At 70.9% G+C, this 20059-nt stretch carries 23 protein-coding genes; 11 read left to right on the top strand and 12 right to left on the bottom strand.

All coding sequences use genetic code 11. The features are described 5' to 3' along the window. Window positions 1–433 (top strand): HNH endonuclease signature motif containing protein (locus ACYVDG_RS20955; RefSeq protein WP_460755946.1); only part of this gene is annotated, 433 nt, incomplete at its 5' end. Between the two features lie 345 nt (window positions 434–778). On the opposite strand, the gene ACYVDG_RS20950 is transcribed toward ACYVDG_RS20955, so the two are convergent. Together ACYVDG_RS20950 and ACYVDG_RS20945 are read right to left on the bottom strand one after the other, a co-directional pair. After that, window positions 779–1360: a GbsR/MarR family transcriptional regulator gene (locus ACYVDG_RS20950; protein WP_460755943.1), complete on the bottom strand. Its 582-nt coding sequence runs from the start codon at window positions 1358–1360 to the stop codon at window positions 779–781. 31 nt (window positions 1361–1391) lie between these two features. After that, window positions 1392–1988: a TetR/AcrR family transcriptional regulator gene (locus ACYVDG_RS20945; protein ID WP_460755939.1), complete on the bottom strand. Its 597-nt coding sequence runs from the start codon at window positions 1986–1988 to the stop codon at window positions 1392–1394. A gap of 76 nt (window positions 1989–2064) precedes the next feature. Between ACYVDG_RS20945 and ACYVDG_RS20940 the strand changes: the two genes are divergently transcribed. After that, on the top strand, window positions 2065–2478 hold the full coding sequence (locus ACYVDG_RS20940) for a VOC family protein (protein WP_460755935.1): 414 nt from the start codon (window positions 2065–2067) through the stop codon (window positions 2476–2478). 135 nt (window positions 2479–2613) lie between these two features. Beyond that, on the top strand, window positions 2614–3231 hold the full coding sequence (locus ACYVDG_RS20935) for a TetR/AcrR family transcriptional regulator (RefSeq protein WP_460755964.1): 618 nt from the start codon (window positions 2614–2616) through the stop codon (window positions 3229–3231). A gap of 1 nt (window position 3232) precedes the next feature. Here the strand turns inward: ACYVDG_RS20935 and ACYVDG_RS20930 are convergent, their stop codons facing one another. Then, entirely contained in the window at window positions 3233–3736 is a 504-nt protein-coding gene (locus tag ACYVDG_RS20930) for a hypothetical protein (RefSeq protein ID WP_460755932.1), read from the bottom strand. A gap of 29 nt (window positions 3737–3765) precedes the next feature. Between ACYVDG_RS20930 and ACYVDG_RS20925 the strand changes: the two genes are divergently transcribed. Then, window positions 3766–4218, top strand: a complete 453-nt coding sequence (locus ACYVDG_RS20925) for a PH domain-containing protein (protein WP_460755929.1) — start codon at window positions 3766–3768, stop codon at window positions 4216–4218. A 76-nt stretch (window positions 4219–4294) separates the two neighbouring features. Here ACYVDG_RS20925 and ACYVDG_RS20920 read toward each other — a convergent pair whose 3' ends face one another. From ACYVDG_RS20920 to ACYVDG_RS20905, 4 genes are read right to left on the bottom strand one after another with little or no spacing between them, the layout of a single operon-like run. After that, window positions 4295–5506: an acyl-CoA dehydrogenase family protein gene (locus ACYVDG_RS20920; RefSeq protein ID WP_460755926.1), complete on the bottom strand. Its 1212-nt coding sequence runs from the start codon at window positions 5504–5506 to the stop codon at window positions 4295–4297. A 6-nt stretch (window positions 5507–5512) separates the two neighbouring features. Next, window positions 5513–6532, bottom strand: a complete 1020-nt coding sequence (locus ACYVDG_RS20915; protein ID WP_460755921.1) for a phosphotransferase family protein — start codon at window positions 6530–6532, stop codon at window positions 5513–5515. Then, on the bottom strand, window positions 6529–7311 hold the full coding sequence (locus ACYVDG_RS20910) for an SDR family oxidoreductase (RefSeq protein ID WP_460755918.1): 783 nt from the start codon (window positions 7309–7311) through the stop codon (window positions 6529–6531). Before ACYVDG_RS20910 ends, ACYVDG_RS20915 begins: the two co-directional genes overlap by 4 nt. A 5-nt stretch (window positions 7312–7316) precedes the next feature. Then, window positions 7317–8072: an SDR family oxidoreductase gene (locus ACYVDG_RS20905; RefSeq protein WP_460755913.1), complete on the bottom strand. Its 756-nt coding sequence runs from the start codon at window positions 8070–8072 to the stop codon at window positions 7317–7319. Between the two features lie 151 nt (window positions 8073–8223). Between ACYVDG_RS20905 and ACYVDG_RS20900 the strand changes: the two genes are divergently transcribed. Next, complete coding sequence (locus ACYVDG_RS20900; protein WP_460755909.1) at window positions 8224–8517, top strand: GNAT family N-acetyltransferase; 294 nt, start codon at window positions 8224–8226, stop codon at window positions 8515–8517. 114 nt (window positions 8518–8631) lie between these two features. Next, complete coding sequence (locus ACYVDG_RS20895) at window positions 8632–9534, top strand: LLM class flavin-dependent oxidoreductase (RefSeq protein ID WP_460755904.1); 903 nt, start codon at window positions 8632–8634, stop codon at window positions 9532–9534. A 68-nt stretch (window positions 9535–9602) separates the two neighbouring features. Here the strand turns inward: ACYVDG_RS20895 and ACYVDG_RS20890 are convergent, their stop codons facing one another. Then, a complete protein-coding gene (locus ACYVDG_RS20890; protein WP_460755960.1) occupies window positions 9603–10562 on the bottom strand; it encodes a quinone oxidoreductase family protein in 960 nt (319 codons plus the stop codon). Between the two features lie 128 nt (window positions 10563–10690). Beyond that, the gene (locus ACYVDG_RS20885) at window positions 10691–12076 is read right to left on the bottom strand and encodes an LURP-one-related/scramblase family protein (RefSeq protein WP_460755899.1); all 1386 of its coding nucleotides are present in this window, start codon (window positions 12074–12076) and stop codon (window positions 10691–10693) included. 238 nt (window positions 12077–12314) lie between these two features. On the opposite strand from ACYVDG_RS20885, the gene ACYVDG_RS20880 reads away from it, so the two are divergent. The 5 genes from ACYVDG_RS20880 to ACYVDG_RS20860 all read left to right on the top strand — a co-directional run bounded on the left by ACYVDG_RS20880 (window position 12315) and on the right by ACYVDG_RS20860 (window position 18344). After that, a complete protein-coding gene (locus ACYVDG_RS20880; RefSeq protein WP_460755894.1) occupies window positions 12315–13817 on the top strand; it encodes a carboxylesterase/lipase family protein in 1503 nt (500 codons plus the stop codon). Between the two features lie 121 nt (window positions 13818–13938). Beyond that, window positions 13939–14622, top strand: coding sequence for a GTP pyrophosphokinase (locus tag ACYVDG_RS20875; protein WP_460755955.1), 684 nt, complete (start codon window positions 13939–13941; stop codon window positions 14620–14622). Between the two features lie 103 nt (window positions 14623–14725). Continuing rightward, a complete protein-coding gene (locus ACYVDG_RS20870) occupies window positions 14726–15277 on the top strand; it encodes a 2Fe-2S iron-sulfur cluster-binding protein (protein WP_460755890.1) in 552 nt (183 codons plus the stop codon). Next, window positions 15274–16260 (top strand): FAD binding domain-containing protein, encoded by a 987-nt coding sequence (locus ACYVDG_RS20865; protein ID WP_460755887.1) that lies wholly within the window; start codon window positions 15274–15276, stop codon window positions 16258–16260. Before ACYVDG_RS20870 ends, ACYVDG_RS20865 begins: the two co-directional genes overlap by 4 nt. Beyond that, window positions 16257–18344: a xanthine dehydrogenase family protein molybdopterin-binding subunit gene (locus ACYVDG_RS20860; protein WP_460755884.1), complete on the top strand. Its 2088-nt coding sequence runs from the start codon at window positions 16257–16259 to the stop codon at window positions 18342–18344. Before ACYVDG_RS20865 ends, ACYVDG_RS20860 begins: the two co-directional genes overlap by 4 nt. 52 nt (window positions 18345–18396) lie before the next feature. Here the strand turns inward: ACYVDG_RS20860 and ACYVDG_RS20855 are convergent, their stop codons facing one another. Genes ACYVDG_RS20855 through ACYVDG_RS20845 form a run of 3 tightly spaced genes read right to left on the bottom strand, consistent with a single transcriptional unit; the run spans window position 18397 to window position 19934 of the window. Further along, window positions 18397–19260, bottom strand: a complete 864-nt coding sequence (locus tag ACYVDG_RS20855) for an alpha/beta fold hydrolase (RefSeq protein WP_460755880.1) — start codon at window positions 19258–19260, stop codon at window positions 18397–18399. Window positions 19261–19267: 7 nt separating this feature from the next. Next, window positions 19268–19723 carry a Clp protease N-terminal domain-containing protein gene (locus ACYVDG_RS20850; RefSeq protein ID WP_460755875.1) on the bottom strand — a complete coding sequence of 152 codons (456 nt, stop codon included), beginning with the start codon at window positions 19721–19723 and terminating at the stop codon, window positions 19268–19270. A 7-nt stretch (window positions 19724–19730) separates the two neighbouring features. After that, window positions 19731–19934, bottom strand: a complete 204-nt coding sequence (locus tag ACYVDG_RS20845) for a hypothetical protein (RefSeq protein WP_460755872.1) — start codon at window positions 19932–19934, stop codon at window positions 19731–19733. Window positions 19935–20059 lie beyond the last annotated feature (125 nt).

Below are 20059 nucleotides of genomic sequence, written 5' to 3'. Positions count from 1 at the left end.
GGCCAGCGGCTCCGAGGCCGACCACAAGAGGAGCTTCTCGGCCGGCGGGTCGACCAGCGCGGACAATATCCAGCCGTTGTGCTCGGACCACAACCGGCTCAAGTACCGCAGGGAGACCAACCCGGAGCGGTCCACGTGGCAGGGCCGCCCCTCCCACCGCAACCGAGGCAACAAGAACAACAACAAGGACAAGGGTGGGGGCAAGGACCCGGACGGGGACCCAGAGCCAGCCCCCCCACACCTGAGGAGCGGTAACCGCCCGCCAAGGCCCTACCGCCCCACGCCCCCACGCCCCGATGCCCTGGTACCCCGGCACCCTCCCGAGGGGTTCGCCGCACACCATGACCGGCCGCGACACCCGACCCGTCAACGCTCCGGCGGAGTGGGCCACCGGCCGCAGGCCGTGCTGTTCGGGGTCCGCAGCAGAGCATGACCGGCCGCGACACCGCCAGGCGTTACCGCTCCGGCGGCGTGGCAGGCATCGGCCGCCAGGCCGACGCAGTTGCCCGGCCGAAGGCCGAGACCGTGCAGACCTCAACCACCCGTCCCCCTTTCCCGATAGCCGCCAACCTGCCGTCGTAGCGGAGCGGGTCAAGGTGGAGCGCCGTTGATGCGCGAAGCGCTCGATGGCGACGACCTTGAGGCGCGTAGCGGAGACGGCCACAATCGGGCGGCGGGAAAGGAGGGAACCCCAGCCCGGAAGGCAACCCCAACCAGAGCAGGCACCTCAAGCCAACAGGGCAACCCCCCAACTGCCCCAACCGAAGCAACTTCAGAGTTAAGGCGCCGCGTGGGCGTTTTTGTCCGTTTCCGCAGCAGCCCCGTCCATTTCCGCGGGGCCTCCGGCCGCGCGGTCCCGGTCCTGTCGGGAGGCCTTGTACGCTTCCCAGTGGGCGAGCAGCGTGTCGTGGTAGCCGTCCAACCAGGTCATGTAATCGTACATGTTGCGCAGGCGGTTGCGGGAGGTGGGGCCCAGGTCGGGCAGCCGGTCCAGCGCCGAAGCGGCCAGGTCGCGCTGCTGGCGCAGGTAGGAGCGCTCATTCCGGAGAAACCCGCCCCACACGTCCTCGTCCATGCTCACCAGCTTGGAACGGCCGTCGGGGGCGTCCACCAGGGTCACGAACCCCAGCTCGCGCAGCCTGCGCACCGCCTCAGAGACCGAACCGCGGCTGACCCCCGCGCCCCCGGCGATCTCCTCGGCCCCGACCGCGTCCCGATCGGCCACGAGCAGGTAGCCGACGATGCGCCCCTCGGCCTTGGGGCGTCCCTGTGTTTGCCAATACGCGGAGAAGCGCCCAACGAAGTCGTCCCGGAACTCGTCATCCGTCGGCACCTCGCCGTGCTTCCCTTCCTCCGCCATGCCCGCCACGATATCGGTTCGTGCGGGGCTGTCAGCCGTGGCGCAGCGACTCCAGCAGTCCCGATAGCGCCCACCACACATCCTCCAGATCCTGCTCGGTCCCCGAGTCGGCCAGCCACAGCGCCGCTTCGTTCATCGCCCCCGACAGAAGGTGGGCCAGGGGCGGGACCGGCTGCGGCCGGATCACACCCGCGTCGACCAGTGAGGTGAGAACCTCACCCAGGTGTCGGGCGGAGGAGGCTTCGTCGAGGGCGCGCCACCTGCTCCACCCGAGGACGGCGGGGCCGTCCACCAGCATGACCCTGCGTACGTCCGGTGCGGTGCTCGCGGTGAGGAAGGCCCGGCAGCCGACGGTCAGCTGCTCCCACGGGTCTGTCCGGGCCTCTGCCGCCTCGGCCACGGCGTCACCCACCTCTTCCTGGACCTGTTCCAGGACAGCGCCGAACAGGGCGGCCTTGCCATCGAAGTGGTGGTAGAGCGCACCCTTGGTGACCTTGGCCGCGGCCACGACCTGGGCCAGGGCCACCCCGCCGTAACCGTGTTCGGTGAACAGGCGTCGGCCCTCCCGGATCAGTGTCCGCCTGGTCTGCGCCCGCTGTTCGGCCCGGGTCCCGGTGTCCTTGGGCAATGATCCCCCTCATTGACATACCGAAGGTACGTGAATAGTCTACTTTCACATACTAAAGGTATGCGAAAGGTGCGTTATGAAACTCAACAGCTTCTACCCTGTCCTGTGCACCTCCCGGCTCGAGGAGAGTCACGCCTTCTACGCGGAGAACTTCGGCTTCGAGGACACCTTCGTGGCCGACTGGTATGTCAGCCTGCGCCGCCCCGGCCCGCCCGACCACGAACTCGGGCTGTTGAAGGCGGGCCACCCGACCCTGCCCGAGGGCCACCGTGCCGCGGTCGGGGGGATGCTGCTCAACCTCGAAGTGGCCGACGCGGACGCCGAGTGGGAGCGCCTCGTGGTGCGCGGCGGGCTCGAACCCGTATACGCCCTGCGCAGCGAGCGCTTCGGCCAGCGGCACTTCATCGTGGCCGACCCCAACGGGGTGCTGATCGACGTGATCACGCCCATCGAACCCTCGGATGAGTACGCTGACCAGTTCGTCGACTGACCTCTTCCGCGGTGCCGTCGTCGGTCTCCGCTGGCGTCTGGGCCAGTGTGCCTTGTGTACCATCCGGTCGGTATGCTGATCCGATCGGTACACGACTCGCCGCCGGGGGAACGGGGGCACGAGGTGGAGCGGGACATGGCGCGAGGACAGCGGACGGCTGACGACACCGAAGCCGGGCGCGGATCCGTGCCCGAACGCCTGCTGCGGGCCGCGACGCGGCTCTTCGCCGAGCGGGGCTTCGAGGGCACCTCGGTACAGGAGATCGTGACCGCCGCGGGTGTCACCAAGGGAGCGATGTACCACTACTTCGGTTCCAAGGACGACCTGCTCTACGAGGTCTACGCCCGGGTCCTGCGGATGCAGACCGACCACCTCGTCACCCTCTCCTCCCGCGAGGCGCCCGTCGCCGAACGCGTCCACGCGGCCGCCGCCGACGTGATCGTCACCAGCGTCGCCAACCTCGACGACACCAAGATCTTCTTCCGCTCCATGCACCAGCTCGCCCCCGAGAAGCAGCGCAGCGTGCGCGCCGAGCGCCGCAAGTACCACGAGATCTTCCGGGACATGATCGAGCAGGGCCAGCGCGAGGGTGTCTTCCGCGAGGACGTGCCGGCCGACCTGGTGGTGGACTACTACTTCGGCTCGGTGCACCACCTGAGCACCTGGTACCGGCACGACGGCGAACTCAGCGGCAACGACGTGGGCCGCCACTTCGCCGACCTGCTCGTCGCGGGCCTGCGCCCGGGCGTCTGACTCAGCCGACCCCGGGCGCCGGGCCCCGGCTCAGCGGACGATGCCGCCTTCGAGCGTGCGAATGATGTTCGCGGCGATGACGTGGCGCGGAGCGGTGCCGTTCCTGCTCTCCTCGCACCCGGCGAAGACCAGGGACCACAGCCGCGTTCTCGATCCACTTGGCGTCCAGGTCGGCCGTGAACACCCCCTCGTCCTGGCCGCGCCGGACCAGGTCGATCACCGCGGTGCTGTCGGACTCCGCCTCGCCGTCCTCCTCCTGGCCCTCTTCGCCTCCCTCGGTGGTCGCGTAGCTGCCGAAGAGGAAGAGCATGTGATCACCGGCCCCGACCAGGCCCCCGATGAGGCGGCCCAGTGCCTCGCGTGATCCGCCGTTAGCCGTGTCGGCCAGGCTCACCGCGCTGTCGATCGCCCGGTTGGCCTCGCCGGTGGTCGCGGCGAGGAGTTCGGCGCGGTCGGCGAAGTGCTGCTGCAGCGTGGTGCGGCTGGCCCCGGCCGCCTTGGCCACGTCCGACGCTCGCCACCACCTGGCCGCTGGTGCTGATCCTCGTCGTCGGCCTGGCCAGCTCCGCGGGCGGCGTAGTGCGCTGGGTCAAGACCCGGTACCGCGTCACCGCGACCCATGTGGAGCGGCGCACCGGCCTCTTCGTGCGCAAGTACCGGTCGGTCCTGCGGGAGCGCGTCCGAAGCGTCGAAGCCGAGGCCAGGTTCCGGCACCGGCTCTTCGGCCTGCGCATGGTCAAGATCGGGGCCGGACAGCAGAACACCAGCGGTGAGTCGGCCCTCGCCCTTGACGCGATCTCCCGTAGGGGCGCGCTCCGCCTGCGCGAACGGCTCCTGGAACGCGAGGACGGCGCACCAGCGACCGCGGTCCGTCAGGTCGGCGGCGCCAGCTCTGAGCGCCCCGTTTCTCACCGGCCGTGCATCCGGCACGACCACACCGAAGGAAGGTTCCCCAACATGCTGATCCCCGTCACCGGCGGACGATGACACACGCCGGAGGCTCGGCCGGGGTTCTCCTCCCGGCCGAGCCTCCTTCTTCCGCTCCGCGTACTTGCGCGCTCCGCTACATGTACCTACGCAGCTCCGCGCGGGCCAACGAGCGCAGGTGCACCTCGTCGGGCCCGTCGGCCAGCCGCAGCGAGCGGATGCCCGCCTGCCAACCGGCCAGCGGCTGGTCCTGGCTCACCCCGGCGGCGCCGTGCGCCTGCACGCACTTGTCCAGAATCCACTCCACCGTGCGCGGGGTGGCGATCTTGATCGACTGGATCTCGGTGTGCGCGCCCTTGTTGCCCACGGTGTCCATCAGGTACGCGGTCTTGAGCACCAGCAGGCGCAGCTGCTCGATCGCCACCCGGGCCTCGGCGATCCACTCACGGACCACGCCCTGCTCGGCCAGGGGACGGCCGAAGGCCACCCGGTCCAGCACCCGCTTGCAGGTCAGCTCCAGCGCGCGCTCGGCGATGCCGATCGAGCGCATGCAGTGGTGGATACGGCCCGGGCCCAGACGGGCCTGGGCGATCGCGAAGCCCTCGCCTTCGCCGCCCACCAGGTTCTCCACGGGCACGCGCACGTCGTCGAAGAACACCTCGGCGTGGCCGCCGTGGTCGCTGTCGTCGTAACCGAACACGCTCATGCCGCGCCCGATGCGCAGCCCGGGGGTGTCCCGCGGCACCAGCACCATGCTCTGCTGCTTGTGGCGCTCTGCCTCGGGGTCGGTCTTGCCCATCACGATGAGGATCTCGCAGGCGGGGTTGAGGGCCCCGCTGATGTACCACTTGCTCCCGTTGATCACGTACTCGTCGCCGTCGCGGACGATGCGCGTGGTGACGTTCGTGGCGTCGGAGGAGGCGACATCGGGCTCGGTCATGGCGAAGGCGGACCGGATCCGCCCGTCCAGGAGCGGCTCCAGCCACTGCTTCTTCTGCTCGGGGGTGCCGAACATCGTCAGCACCTCCATGTTCCCGGTGTCGGGGGCCGCGCAGTTGAGCGCCATCGGGCCCAGGCGGGGGCTGCGCCCGGTGATCTCGGCCAGCGGCGCGTACTGCAGGTTGGGCAGCCCGCCGTGCTCGGGGTGACCGGCCAGGAAGAGGTTCCACAGGCCCCGCTCGCGGGCCTTGGCCTTGAGCTCGTCGACGACCGGCGGGATCGCCCAGGGGTCCTCCCGCTCCTCCAGCTGCGCGGCGAACACGGGCTCGGCGGGATAGACGTGCTCGTCCATGAAGGTCAGGAGCCGCTCGCGCAGCTCCTCGGTCTCGGCGTCGTAGGCGAAGTCCATCTGTACTCAGTCCTCCTTGAGCATGGTGTGGGCGCGCTTCACCAGCGGGGCGACGACGTCGCCGATCCCGTCGAAGCCCGATCCCACGGTGAGTCCCTGGCTGTGCCGGAAGTGGATCCCCTCGGCGATCACCGCGAGCTTGAAGCAGCCGAACGCCACGTACCAGCCCAGCCGGGACACGTCGCGGCCGGTGGCCGCGGCGTACATGTCCACCAGTTCGGGGGAGCTGGGGAAGCCCTCGGCGGAGGTCGCGGGCGGCTTGTCGGTGCCGCTGGCGACCGGCTGCTCCCGGTAGACGAGCATCAGGCCCAGGTCGACCAGCGGGTCGCCGAGTGTGGCCATCTCCCAGTCCAGGACCGCGGTGAGGCGCGCGTCCGCGGTGACCAGCACGTTGTCCAGGCGGTAGTCGCCGTGCACGATCGCGGGTGCCGACTGCTCGGGGATCGACGCGGCCAGCCGGTCGCGCAGGTCGTCGATCCCGGGGAGGTCCCGGCCGCGGGATGCCTCCAGCTGCTTGCTCCAGCGGCGCACCTGGCGCTCTAGGAAGCCGGACGGGCGCCCGAAGTCGCCCAGGCCCACCTCCTCGGGGTCCACCGCGTGCAGGTGGCCCAGCGTGGTGACCAGATCGTCGGCCACCTTGCGGATGCCCTCGACACCGAGCGGGGAGATCTCGTCGAGCGTGCGGAAGGGGGTGCCCGCGACGTGCTCCATGACGTAGAACGGCGCGCCCAGAACCTCGGTGTCCTCGCACAGCAGGTGGGTGCGGGGCACCGGGACGGCCGTATCGCGCAGGCCGGTCATCACCCGGTACTCGCGCGGCATGTCGTGGGCGGTGGCCAGCACGTGGCCCAGGGGCGGTCGGCGCACCACCCAGGATCCGGTCCCGTCGGTGACCACGTAGGTCAGGTTGGACTTGCCACCCGCGATGACCTTCCCGCTGAGCGGCCCTGCGACCAGACCGGGTACTTCGCGGTCCAGGTGGGCCCGCAGCCGGTCCAGGTCCAACCCGGGTAGTTCGTCGCTCATGCGGACTCCTCTTCGCTGAACACCTTGGCTTGGAGGCGGCGCATCCCGGCCAGCCAGGCGTCCGTGTCGGCGGCCCTGGCCGCGTAGTAGTCGGCGGCCTGCGGGTGCGGCAGGATCAGGAAGCGGCTGTCGGCCAGTCCCACCATCACCGCGTCGGCGACCTCTTCGGGGGTGATCGCGTCCGGGGAGAGGATGGCCTGTCCCTCGTTGCCCGCCGAGTCGAGCATGTTGGTGCGCACGCCCAGGGGGCACAGGCACTGCGTGGTGATGCCCCGGTCCCCGTAGGTGGCCGACATCCATTCGCCGAAGGCCAGTGCCGCGTGCTTGGTCACGGAGTACGGCGCACTGCCCAGCATGGTGAGCAGCCCCGCCCCGGACACGGTGGTGAGGAAGCGGCCCTGCCCGCGCTCCAACCAGCCCGGCACCAGCTCGCGGGAGGCGCGTACGTGCGCCATCACGTTGACCTGCCAGGACAGCTCCCAGTCGGCCTCGGGTGCTTCGGGGCCGCCGTGCGCGGCGACCCCCGCGTTGGCCATGTACAGGTCGATCCCGCCGAGGTGGGCCCCCGCTTCGGCGACCAGGGCGGTGACACCCTCCTCGCTCGCGGCGTCCCCGGGTACGGCCACCCCGCCGATCTCGCTGGCCACGGCCTCGGCCGCGCTCGCGTCCAGGTCGTTGACGACCACCCTCGCGCCCGCCGCTGCCAGACGGCGGGCGACCGCGGCGCCGATCCCGTTGCCGCCGCCGGTGACCACGGCCCCGATGTCGTTCAGCTCCATGCCCGTCACACCCCTCCGGTCAGGGTGACGCCGCCGTCCAGCACCAGGGTGCGGCCGGTGACCCACGCGGCGTCCTCGGAGAGGAGGAAGGCGACGGCGCCCGCGACGTCGTCGGGTACGCCCAGGCGGCCGAGCGGGTACTGGGCGGCGACCTTCTCCTCGCGGCCCTCGTACAGGGCGGAGGCGAACTGGGTCTTCACCACGGCAGGTGCGACGCCGTTGACCCGGACGTGCGGTCCCAGTTCGACGGCGAGCTCTTCGGTGATGTGGCTGAGCATCGCCTTGGTGGCGCCGTAGAAGCCGATGCCTGGGGCGGGCTTGGTCCCGGCGACGGAGGAGACGTTGACGATGGCGCCGCCGTGCTCGCCCTGCCAGGCCTTGTGCACCTTCTGTACCCAGGAGATCGCTGAGAGGGCGTTGACCTCGAAGATCTTGCGTGCAGCGTCCAGGTCGAGGTCGACCATGCGCCCGTAGACCGGGTTGATGCCGGTGTTGTTGACGAACAGGTCGACGCTGCCGAAGGCTTCCAGGGTGGCGCTGATGGCCGTGTCCTGGTGTTCGGTGTCGTGGGCGCGGCCGGGGACGGCGATGGCGTGGTCGGGGCCGCCGAGCGCCTCGACGGCTTCCTGGAGGGGTTCGGGTTTGCGCGCGGTGATGCACACGCGAGCCCCCTCGGAGACGAGCCGCTGGGCGATAGCCAGGCCGATGCCGCGGCTTGCCCCCGTGATGATGGCGGTGCGTCCGCCGAACCGCGAAGTCATGCGTACTCCTTAGACCGACTGGTCGGTATGTCACGGAGACTCTATGTCCGCCGAGGTGCGCGCCGCAAGGGGCACGCGGGCGGGCAGGCGGCCACAATGGGCCGAAGGCGGGCGAAGGCGCCCGGCCCCCGTACACGGAGGAGTACCCACCATGGCAACAGAGGTCACCGATGTCCCCGACAAGCGCCGCTACGAGGTCAGCTCCGACGGTCAGGCCGCCGGATACGCGGAGTACATCCTCACCGACACCCTCATCACCTTCACCCACACCGAGATCGACCCCGCCTTCGAGGGCAAGGGGATGGGCAGCACGCTGATCCGCGAGGCCCTGGACGACGTCCGCTCCAGGGAGCTCGCCGTGCTCCCGCTGTGCCCCTTCGTCAAAGGCTGGATCGAACGCCACAGGGACTACGCGGACCTGGTCTACCAGTCCCCGCAGGAGTAGGCGCGGCCCTCCGGGGGAAGCGGGTAGGGAGAGCGGCCCTCGGGAGCGCTGAGGGGTGATCCCTCGGCTCCTCGGGCACGCGCTCCCCGAACGCGTGGAGGCAGGAGGCCGGATGTGAGCATCGACTACGGACGCGAGATCGGTTTCGGGGTGTTCCCCTCGCCGAACGCCGCTCCCGACGCGCTGGAACGGACCTGGGCCGTGATCGACGCGGCCGAACGCGGCGGCTTGGACTTCGCCGGAATCCAGGACCATCCGTACCAGCGCCGGCACCTGGACACCTGGAGCCTGATGGCCACGGTGCTGGCCCGTACCGAACGGCTGAGGGTCTTCCCCGACGTCGCCAACCTGCCGCTGCGGCCACCCGCGGTCATGGCAACGACCGCGGCCAGCCTGGATGTGCTCTCCGGTGGCCGTTTCGAACTCGGGCTGGGCGCCGGGGGCTTCTGGGAGGCCATCAAGGCGATGGGCGGTGAGCACCGTACCCCGCGCGCGGCCGCGGACGCCCTGCTGGAGGCGGTGGAGGTGATCCGGCTGATGTGGTCTGACCAGCGCTCGGTCCGTTTCCAGGGCGAGCACTACCACCTGTCGGGGGTCAAACCGGGTCCCGTGCCGGTGCACGACATGGGGATCTGGCTGGGCGTGCTCGGGCCCCGGCTGCTGAAGGAGGTGGGCCGGGTCGCCGACGGCTGGGTGCCCTCCTACGCCTTCGCCGGGCCGGAGAAGCTCCCCGAAATGCACGCGAGGATCGACGCGGGCGCGGCCGAGGCCGGGCGCGACCCCGCGTCGATCCGCCGCGTGTACAACCTGTGGGGCACGATCACCGACGGGGCGTCCAACGGCCCGCTGGACGGGCCGGTCGACCAGTGGGTGGAGACTCTCAGCGAACTCGCGCTGGAGTACGGCATGGACACGTTCGTGCTCGGCCCCGCGGACGACTCGGCCGCGCAGGTGGAGCTGTTCGCCGCTGAGGTGGCCCCCGCCGTCCGAGAGGCGGTCGGCGAGGGCCGCTCCTGAACGGTCAAGTCGGACAAATGCGAATCTACTTCGTAAAGGTGGCAGATCCGGTGATCCCGTCTGTCCCGTCAGGCCGAGGGGTCCAGGGTCAGCTTGCCGACCGTGCCGCGTGCGCGCAGGTCCTCGTGGGCCTTTCGCGCCTCGTACAGGGGATAGGTCCCACCCAGGACCGGCCGTAGGCGCTCCTCGGCGACCAGTGAGAGGAGCTCGTCCATGGCACGGCCCACCACGTCACCCGGCAGCAGCCAGGCGTGCGGCAGCCACATGCCGCCCACCGTGGTCGAGAAGCGCATCAGGTTGGGCAGCTTCACCGGGCTGGGCTGCTCACGCGAGGCCATCCCGTAGAAACCGAGCCGCCCGAACGGAGCCAGGGCCCGTACGCTCTCGTCGGTGACCCGGCCGCCGACCATGTCCAGGATGATGTCCACCCGCTGGCCTCCGTTGGCCTCGATGAGGGCGGCGGTCATGTCGGGTGCGGCGGAGTCCACCACCGCGTCGGCACCGAGCTCTTGCGCGAGCTTGCGCTTCTCCTCGGTGCTGGCCACCGCGATCACCCGTCCGGCGCCGAACAGCTTGGCCAGCTGGACCGCGAGCGTGCCCACGCCGCCGCCGGCCGCGTGGACCACGACCGATTCCCCCGGTTCGATCCGTGCGGTCTTGCGCAAGAGCATCCACGCCGACGCCCCCTGGACGATCAGGGCGAGGGCGGCCGCGTCGGAGACCCCTTCGGGGATCTCGTAGGCGAGGTTGCGGTCGACGGCGGCCTGCTCGGCGTAGCCGCCCCCGCCGTTGGCCAGGCCGACGATCCGGCGCCCGTCGGAGGCGCGTCCGGCGACCTCGCTGCCGGGGACCATGGGGAGCGTGGAGGGTGCGAGGTAGGTGTTCTCCGCCTGGTGGGTGTCGGCGAAGTTGATCCCGCTGAGAGCGACGTCGAGCAGGAGCTCGTTCGGTTTCGGCTCCGGGGCGGGCAGCTCCGTGGGGACGAGGACCTCGGGTCCGCCGAACTCGGTGATCTGGATGGCGCGCATGGTGAGTCCTTCCTGCTGGGTGGATCGCATCATACCGACCGGATGGTATGTCATGGTCGGAGGGCCGCGCGGAGGGAGAGCCCATAATCCGCGGGGCTGACGGGCCCTCCCGTGCGCTGGCTCAGTGCCTACCGGCGCGAGCGGCCGCCGCCGGAACGCCTGCCGCCGGAGCGGCCCCCGCCCGAACGGCCCCCGCTGGAGCGCCCGCCGCCCGAACGGCCCCCGCCGGACCCGCGGAAGCCGCCGGAGCCGCGGCCCGTGCTGCCGCTCTTGCCGGACGAACCCCGCGAGGAGGACCCGAAGGACCCGGAGGAGCCGCCGAACCGCGAGGACGAGCTGCGCGGGGAGGAAGCGCCCGAGGAGCGCGAGGACGAACCCGAGGACGAGCCCCTCGAGCCGAAGCCCCCGGAACTTCCGGAGCTCCCCGAACCGCCCGACGCGCCGCCGAACCTGCTACGGCTCCGGTCGGAGGCACCGCCCTGCGAACCGCCGCCCTGCCGGGTCTGGCGTTCACGGCGGGACGCCGACCCGGGAGACTCGGAGCGGGAGGCGCCAGCGGAACGGTTGCTGCGGCCGGCCGCGTCGGACCGGGAGTCGAAACCGCCGCCCCGCCGGGGCGGTGCCTCCGACCTCGACGCGAAGCCACCGCCACCCCGGCGTTCGCTGCGTGGCGGCCTGCTGGGCCGGGCCGCGCGGGCCGGGGCGGCGCCCGAGCGGTTGGAGAAGGTGCGGTAGTTGCCCCGCGGTTCGGTCGCGCGTTCGCGCATGGGTACGTAGCCCCGGGTGCGCGCGGGCCGGAAGGTGTGGACCACCAGGGGAGGGCGTCGGCGCCGGCTGACGACATAGCCGCGACGGGGGTGGTGCCAGTGGTGGCGCGGCTCGTAACCGTATTCGGGGTAGCGGCGGAAGTCCGCGTAGTGGGAGTGGTAGAACTCGGGCTCGCGCTCGTGCAGCAGCACGTCGATGGTGATCGCGGCTCCGATGACCAAGCGTCGTAGCGGCCAGGGCAGGTCGTAGGCGAACTCGAGCGCGTATCGGTCATCGGTGGTGAAGAAGCCGCCGGTCAGGCCGGGGTGCTCCTTGCTGATGCGCGCGATCTCGATCCCGGAGTGGTCCTTGATGGCGAAGTCCCACCCGTTCCAGTCGCCCCGGATCTCCGCGATGGTGTGGCCGCGGGGGTCGTTGAGCCGGAAGCGGGAGCCCATGAAGGAGCGGTCCTGGACGATGCTGCCGTAGGGCTCGCCGTGGGGGCCGGTCACGTAGATGTAGGGGCGGCCGCGGTCCCAGGGCTTGTCCAGGGACATGAGGGGGTAGCCGTCGGGGCCGTAGATCGTGAACCGGTGGGGGCGGTGGGAGTTCTGCCGGTGCGAGCGCGTCCACGCGGTCATGTGTTCGTTCACGTAGGCCAGCGGTTCACCGGCTTCGCTGAGTACTTCGTAGTGCCCTTCGGCGGCGAACAGTTGTCGGGGCTGTTCCACCAGCAGGACGGGGGCGGTGAACAGGGGTGCGTGCATTGGAGGCCTTTCCGGCGCTGCCGCCCGTGGGGCGGCGGGGTCGGGGTGTTCAGGCGGGGGACGGATTCGGGAGAATCCAGGGGAAACCTATCGTGTGGCTTCGACGTGTGCGCCAAGACGCCGGTTCCGGGGCTGAAGCCGGTTCCCGGGATCGTGCCGTGCTGTGTTGGGCCGGGGCCTTGCGCCGATAAACCTAACGTTGTTAGGTGGTGGGGTTACCGACCCCAAGGAGGCATACGTGGACGCCGAACACACCGTGACGACCGCGAACGGACCGGTGCGCGGGATCCCCTCACCCCGCGCCCAGGACGGACAGGTCACGGTCTTCCGGGGCATCCCCTACGCCGCCGCGCCCTTCGGTGAGCACCGCTTCGCCGAACCCGCGCCCGCGCCGGCCTGGGACGGTGTCCGCGACTGCTCCGAGTTCGGGCCACCGCCCCCGCAAGGCACCCAGCTCATCGGAGCCGCGCCGTGGAGCCCGGACACCTCGCTGGACTGCCTCGTCCTCAACGTCTGGACCTCCGCGTCCGCGGACGACCGGTCCCCGGTCCTGGTGTGGATCCACGGCGGCGCCTACATCGTCGGCTCCGGCGCCGAGGCCACCTACGAGGGCACCCGCCTGGCCGAGACCGGGCTGGTCGTGGTCAGCGTCAACTACCGCCTCGGTTTCGAGGGCTTCGGCCACGTCCCGGGCCGCCCCGACAACCGGGGCCTGCTCGACCAGGCCGCCGCCCTGCGCTGGGTGCGCGAGAACATCGCCGGGTTCGGCGGCGATCCGGACAACGTCACCGTCGCGGGGGAGTCCGCGGGCGCCGGCTCCGTGGCCTGCCTGATGGCCTCCCCCGAAGCGCGCGGACTCTTCCACCGGGCCGTGGCGCACAGCGTTCCCGGGGACATGGTCACCACCGAGTCCGCCCGCCGGGTCTCCGAAGGGATCGCCAAGGCCGCCGGGGTACCGCTGGAAGCCGAGGCCCTGGCCGCGCTGGCCCCGGAGAAGATCTTGGAGGCCACCGACGTGATCCTCTCCGGTAGCGGACTCTCCGGCAAGGGGGTCCGGACCAAGGCGTTCACCTGTTACGCCCCCGTGGTCGGGGGACCCGAACTCCCCGACGCCCCGCTGGACGCGGTCGCCCGCGGTGCCGCCGCCGACGTGGACCTCCTCGTGGGGCACAACACCGAGGAGTACCGCCTCTTCACCGAGCTCGGCCAGAACGTGGAGATCGACGGCGAAGGGGCCCTCACGGTCACCGCCGAACGCCTCGGGCTGGGTGAGGGCGCAGTCGAGGCCTACCGGTCCGTGTACCCCGGCGCCTCACTGCGCGAGCTGTTCAACGAGATCCGCGGCGACGCCATGTTCTGCGAGTACTCGGTGCGGATGGCCGAGGCGCACGCGGCGGCCGGCGGCAACGCGTACTTCTTCCGCTTCGCCGCCCAGAGCCGCACGATGGAGGGACGTCTGGGCGCCTGCCACGCCTTCGACCTTCCCTTCGCCTTCGGCAACCTGGACAGCGACCTCGCGGTGTTCCTGTGCGACGGCGAACCGGACGAGGGGTTCCGCGCCCTCTCCGAACGGATGATCGCGGCCTGGAGCGGTTTCTCCGCCACCGGAGACCCGGGGTGGCCCGCGGTCCGCGAGGACACGACCGTTGTGCGGGTCTGGGACATCGAGGACGCGCTCATGGAGGGCGACGCCACCCCGGTGCGCCAGCTGTGGGCGGGCGTATCCCTCGCACCGAGATAGGCGCGGGAGGCCGGTAACATACGGTGACGGATTTCGGTGCCGGTGTGTCGGGGGTTGTTGCGCGGTGGAGGTCGTTCCCAAGGCGTTGATGGCGGCGCGTGACGATGTCGCGCGCTTCCTCATGTCCTACAAGTTCGCTATCGACACCGTGATGGCGAAGGTGAACATCCTCAACGAGGAGTTCCGCTACACCAACGACCACAATCCGATCGAGCACGTCAATTCCCGGCTCAAGTCCGTCGAGAGCATCATGGAGAAGGCCCGCCGCCGCGGTGTGCCCCTCGACCTCAACGAGATCCGGGGGTCGATCCTGGACATCGCGGGGATCCGGGTGACGTGCAGTTTCATCTCGGACACCTACGCGATCCGCGACATGCTGGCCGGGCACGAGGACATCCTGGTGAAGGAGGAGCGGGACTACGTCCGCGCTCCCAAGCCGAACGGCTACCGCAGCCTGCACCTGCTGGTGGAGACCCCGGTGCGCATGTCGGACCGCACCGAGGACGTTCCGGTGGAGATCCAGATCCGCACCATCGCGATGGACTTCTGGGCGAGCCTGGAGCACAAGATCTACTACAAGTACGCCGAGTCGGTCCCCCAAGAGCTGTTGGACGAGATCCGTGAGGCGGCCGAGACCGCCAACCGGCTGGACGTCACCATGGAGCGGTTGCACGACGAGGTCCGCGAACAGGGCGACCGGGCCGAGACGCCGCTGCCAGGACCCGAGGAACTGCGGAAGCTGCCCCTGGCCAAGGAACTGCTCCAGGCCCTGGCCGACCGGGTGAACGCGGGGCGCACGGACTGACGCGCCCAGGGAACCTCCCCGGCAAAGTGTGTGACCCGGGTCATAATCGGGGCAGGGCCGGAGCCCGACCGGGGCCGGCCAACGCCGCGGAAGGTCGTCATCGGTGGACTCCACGATCACCCTGTATGTGGACGGGCAGAAGCGCACGCTCACCGTCGACACCAGAACTACGCTCCTGGACGCACTGCGGGACCGCCTAGGAGTGACCTCACCCAAGAAGGGCTGCGACCACGGCCAGTGCGGTGCCTGCACCGTGCTGCTGGACGGTCGCCGTGTCCTCGCCTGCCTGGCTCTGGCCGTAGCTCACGACGGTGCGCGAGTGACCACAGCCTCCGGGCTCGCAGAGGGGGACACACTGCACCCGGTCGCCAGAGCGCTGGTCGACCACGACGGTTTCCAGTGCGGGTACTGCACCCCGGGGCAGGTCTGCTCGGCGGTGGGGATGCTGGCGGAGGCCAGGGCTGGATGGCCGAGCCACGCCACCGACGACCTGGCCGGGAACCCGGACGGGGACCGAGTGGCCGAGCTCGACGACGCCGAGATCCGCGAACGCATGAGCGGCAACCTCTGCCGCTGCGGCGCCTACACCAACATCGTGGCCGCCATCAGGGAGGCCGCGGGCCGGGAGACCGGGACGGGGGAGGTGGCGCGGTGAAACCCTTCGACTACGCACGACCCGCCGATCCGGTCGAGGCCGCGGCCGCCGTGGCCGCCGACCCAGGGGCCAGTTTCATCGCGGGCGGCACCAATCTCGTCGACCACCTCAAGCTCGGTCTGACTGCCCCTTCCACACTGGTGGACGTGCGCGACGCGGTCGACCACAGCGTCCGGGAGCTGCCCGGCGGGGGCCTCCGGATCGGAGCAGGGGTCCTCAACAGCGAACTCGCCGCACACCCCGTGGTCCGGAGCCGATTCCCGGCGCTCAGCGCGGCCCTGCTGGCCGGGGCGTCCGGGCAGTTGCGCAACATGGCCACCACCGGCGGCAACCTGCTCCAGCGCACCCGGTGCGTCTACTTCCAAGATGTCACCACCCCCTGCAACAAGCGCGAGCCCGGTTCCGGCTGTTCGGCGCTGGAGGGCCACGGGCGCGACAACGCCGTCCTCGGCGCCTCGGAGTTCTGCGTGGCCACCCACCCGTCGGACATGGCGGTGGCCCTGTGCGCCTTGGGCGCCGTGGTCAGGGTGCTCGGACCGGATGGCGAGCGCGGTATCCCCGTTACTGAGTTCCACCGGCTGCCCGGCGCGAACCCGGAGCACGACACCGTCCTCTCACACGGCGACCTCATCACCGCCGTCGAACTCGCGCCTCCGTCGGCGGGGGCCAGCTCCGCCTACCGCAAGGTCCGTGAACGCGCGTCCTACGCCTTCGCGCTGGTCTCCGTCGCCGCCGAGGTGGAGGTGCGCGACAGCCAGTTCGTGGACGCCCGCATCGCCTTCGGCGGTCTCGCCCACGCCCCTTGGCGGGCGCACCGGGCCGAGGAGGTACTGCGCGGCAGACCCGTGACGGAGGAGTCCTTCCGGGTGGCGGCCGACGCCGAACTCGCCGAGGCGCGCACCGGTCCGGACAACGCCTACAAGGTCCCCCTGGCCGTGAACACGCTCGCTTCGGTCCTGCGCGAACTTACGGAGGCACGATGACCGGCACACGGGAGAACGCCGTTGGGGCACCGCTGGCCCGGGTCGAGGCCCACGCCAAGGTCACCGGCACCGCGCCCTACGCCTATGAGTACCCGGCCACCGAACCGCTCTACCTGCACCCCGTGCTCTCGACCGTGGCCCGCGGGCGCGTCACCGCGGTAAACACCGCCGAGGCCGAACGGTTGACGGGCGTTCAGGCGGTGTTGACCAGTGTGAACGCTCCCCGTCTGGCGGATACGGAGGACCGGGAGTTCGCCGTCCTCCAGAGCGACGAGGTGGCCTTCCGCGGTCAGTTCGTCGCCGCAGTCGTCGCCGACACCCCCGAGACCGCCCGGGAGGCGGCGGCCCTGGTGCGCGTGGACTACGACGAGTGGCCGCACGACGTGGTGATGCGCCCCGACCACCAGGACCTCTACACACCGGACGAGGTCAACACGGGGGCGGCGCCCGACACCCGCCAGGGCGACGTCGACGCCGAACTGGAACGCGCGGTCGTCTTGGTCGACCAGACCTACCGGACGCCTCGCGAGCACAACAACCCGATGGAACCGCACGCCACGGTCGCCCTGTGGGAGAGCCTCCCCGACCGGCTCACCCTGTACGACTCCACTCAGGGCGCCCACCCCGTCCGCGCCACCTTGGCTACCGTGTTCGGGCTGCCCCCGGAGAACGTGCGCGTGACCGCTCCCTATGTCGGGGGAGGGTTCGGGTCCAAAGGTGCTGCCAAGGCCCACAATGTCCTGGCAGGTCTTGCCGCCCGCGCCCTGCCCGGGCGCACCGTCAAGTTCGCGCTCACCCGTCGGCACATGTTCAGCCTGACCGGCTACCGCCCGTCCGCGATCCAGCGGATCCGGCTCGGTGCGGACACCGAGGGGCGTCTGGGCGTGATCGTCCACGACGTCACGGAACCGACGTCGAGGATCAAGGAGTACGCGGAGCAGAGCGGACTGTGTTCACGGATGATGTACGCCGCGCCAGCCCGTGCTACCTCGCACCGGTTGGCCGCCCTGGACGTGCCGATCCCGTTTTGGATGCGCGCCCCCGGTGAAGCGCCCGGCATGTTCGCCTTGGAGACGGCGATGGACGAACTCGCCGAGGCCTGCGGGACGGACCCGATCGAGCTGAGGGTGCGCAACGAGCCAGAGGCCGACCCTGAGACGGGGCGCCCGTGGTCGGGCCGGAGTCTGGTCCAGTGCCTCCGCGAGGGCGCTGAACGCTTCGGTTGGCAGGACCGGGACCCCTCGCCCGGGCCCCACCGCGCCGGTGCGTGGTTCGTGGGCACGGGGGTGGCCTCGGCCGTGTTCCCGAGGCTGAACTTCCCGGGGTCGGTGGCCGAGGTCGAGTACGGCCCCGACGGCCGGTACACGGTGTCGATCGGCGCCGCGGACATCGGTACGGGGGCCTGGACGGCACTGACCCAGATCGCCGCTGAGGCGCTGGGCCGCCCTGTCGGGGAGGTGCTGGTGCGGATCGGCGATTCGGACCTTCCCACGGCCACCGTGGCGGGCGGTTCCTCTGGGACCTCCTCGTGGGGGACGGCGATCCACGCCGCTGCCCGTGCCTTCCGGGAGGAACACGGGACTGCTCCCCGCCCGGGGGCGCGTTCCCGGGCCGAGGCCCCGGCCAACCCCGACCTGGACCGGTACGCCATGTACTCGTTCGGAGCGCACTTCGCGGAGGTACGGGTGCACGCGGACACGGGGGAGGTGCGCGTGCCCCGGATGCTGGGCGTGTACTCGGTGGGACGAGTCATCAACCCGCGCACGGCCCGGTCCCAGCTGGTGGGCGGGATGGTCATGGGCCTGTCCATGGCGCTGCATGAGCAGAGTGTGGTGGATCCCCGGTTCGGGCACGTCGTCAACGGCGACCTCGCCGGATACCACGTGGCCGCCAACGCCGATGTGGGTGAGGTGGAGGCGTTCTGGCTGGACGAGGCGGACCCGCACCTGAACCCGATGGGCGCGGCGGGAGTCGGTGAGATCGGCATCGTGGGTATGCCTGCCGCCATCGTCAACGCCGCCCACCACGCCACGGGTCTGCGGGTGCGCGAGCTCCCGCTGACGCCGGACCGGTTCCTGCGCTGAGTTCCGGGCCCCGGGCAGTGCCGGTTGGCGCTGCGCAGGAGGCGGCGCCTGTTCAGGGCCCGCGGTCGCCGAAGAAGTCGGTCAGGGCCTGGGCGACCCGGGCGGGTCGGCCGCCGTTGCCGGCCGCGAGGTGGCCCAGCCCGCGGAGCTCCACCCGCTGGGAGCGGGGGAGTGACGCCTCGAGTGCGTCCAAGGCGTCGGTGAGATAGCGGGCACTGCGGTCGCCGCCGAGCAGCAGGACCTCGGCGCGCACTGCGGTGGCGGCCTCGGCCAGGTCGGCAGCCTCTCGCACCATCCGTCCGTCCGCCCCCATGGTGGGCAGGAGGACCCGGAGCGCGCCCTCGTCCCCGGCCTGCCGTTCCTGCGCACGCAGGCCCAGGTGCATGAGCGGTACGAGCACGGGCCTGGGCACGAAGCGGAGCGACGGGGGATCCTGGGTCCCTTTTATGACGGTCGCCATAGCGGCGGCCGACCGTCCCCGCGCCATCTCGCGCTCGTAGCGGGGCAGCCAGGCCGTCGGCGAGAAGGCGCCGACGGGTAGCGGAGGTTCGTACAGGGCGATCCGGGCATCCTCGGGGGCGGTGAGCGCCCACTTCAGGACGGGGACGGCACCGCCGCTGAGTCCGAACACGCGGTGTGCCCCGGTGTGCTCCACGAGCGCCGCCACGTCCTCGGCGGCGCGTGCCAGGGAGTGGTCGGGGCCGTAAGGGCCGCTGAGCCCGCGTCCCCGGAGGTCGGGGAGGTAGGCGGTGAACCTCCCGCTGAGTGCGGTGCCCAGGCGCAGGAAGTCCCGCGAGGTCATCATCGACCCGTGGGCGAGCACGACCGCAGGTCCGGTCCCGATACGCCGGTAGCCGATGACGGTGCCGTCACGGGAGGTCACCGACCCGGTTGCGTGGGCGGGGTGCTGGGGCATCGGGTGGTCAGCGCTCCGTGAGCCGTGCGCGGACCGCGGTCCGGTCGACGTCGAGGGTGTCCAGGAGGGCGGCGGCCGGGTCCGGATGCCTGCGGTTCAGGAGCGCGCGAAGTACGTGCTCCAGGCCGATGCGTTCGCGTCCGGCCTCCCCGCGCAGTCCCTTGAAGACCGCCTTGGCCGCAGGGGTCAGCGGAAGGCGGTCGCTGGCCTGCCCGGGCAGGACCGCTCCTGCGGGCATGGTGCTGATCCCGATCGCGGCCAGGGCGTCCTCGTCAAGGCTTTCCAGGGCCTGGCGGGCGACGGTCAGCTCCACGCCCAGCGCTCGGGCGGGGGGTGAGTCCGCGTCGCGCAGGAGCGCCAGGATGACGTGTTCGGTGCTGACCTTGCGGTCGCCGCGGAGCAGTGCCTCGGAGTTGGCGTCCAGGTAGACCTGGCCCAGGCCGGTGCGTGTGTTCGTGCCCATCGCTGCTTCACTTCCCGTGCTTGGCGTGGATCGACTGGCGGGTGACCCCGAGTGCGTCCCCGATCTGCTGCCAGGACCAGCCGGCCTGTCGGGCAACGGCCACTTGGTTGGCCTCGACCCGCTCAGCCGTCCGGCGCAGGGCGAGCACGGCGCGCAGCCCTGTCTCGGGGTCGTCTGAGGCGGGCGTGGAGAGCGGACGATCTCGTCGCATGGTGTCAGTCTGGGCTGACAAGGCATCGAGGTCAAGGCAGACTGACAATTACGCTCTCGTGAGGGCTGTTTCGGCGCGGGAAGCGCGGGTATCCTGAGGCTTGGGAGCGCTCCCGAATCCGGATG

The sequence above is a fragment of the Nocardiopsis oceani genome, from assembly GCF_054777395.1.
The sequence above is the reverse complement of the archived record's forward strand: the minus strand, read 5'-3'. Positions and strand labels throughout refer to the sequence as shown.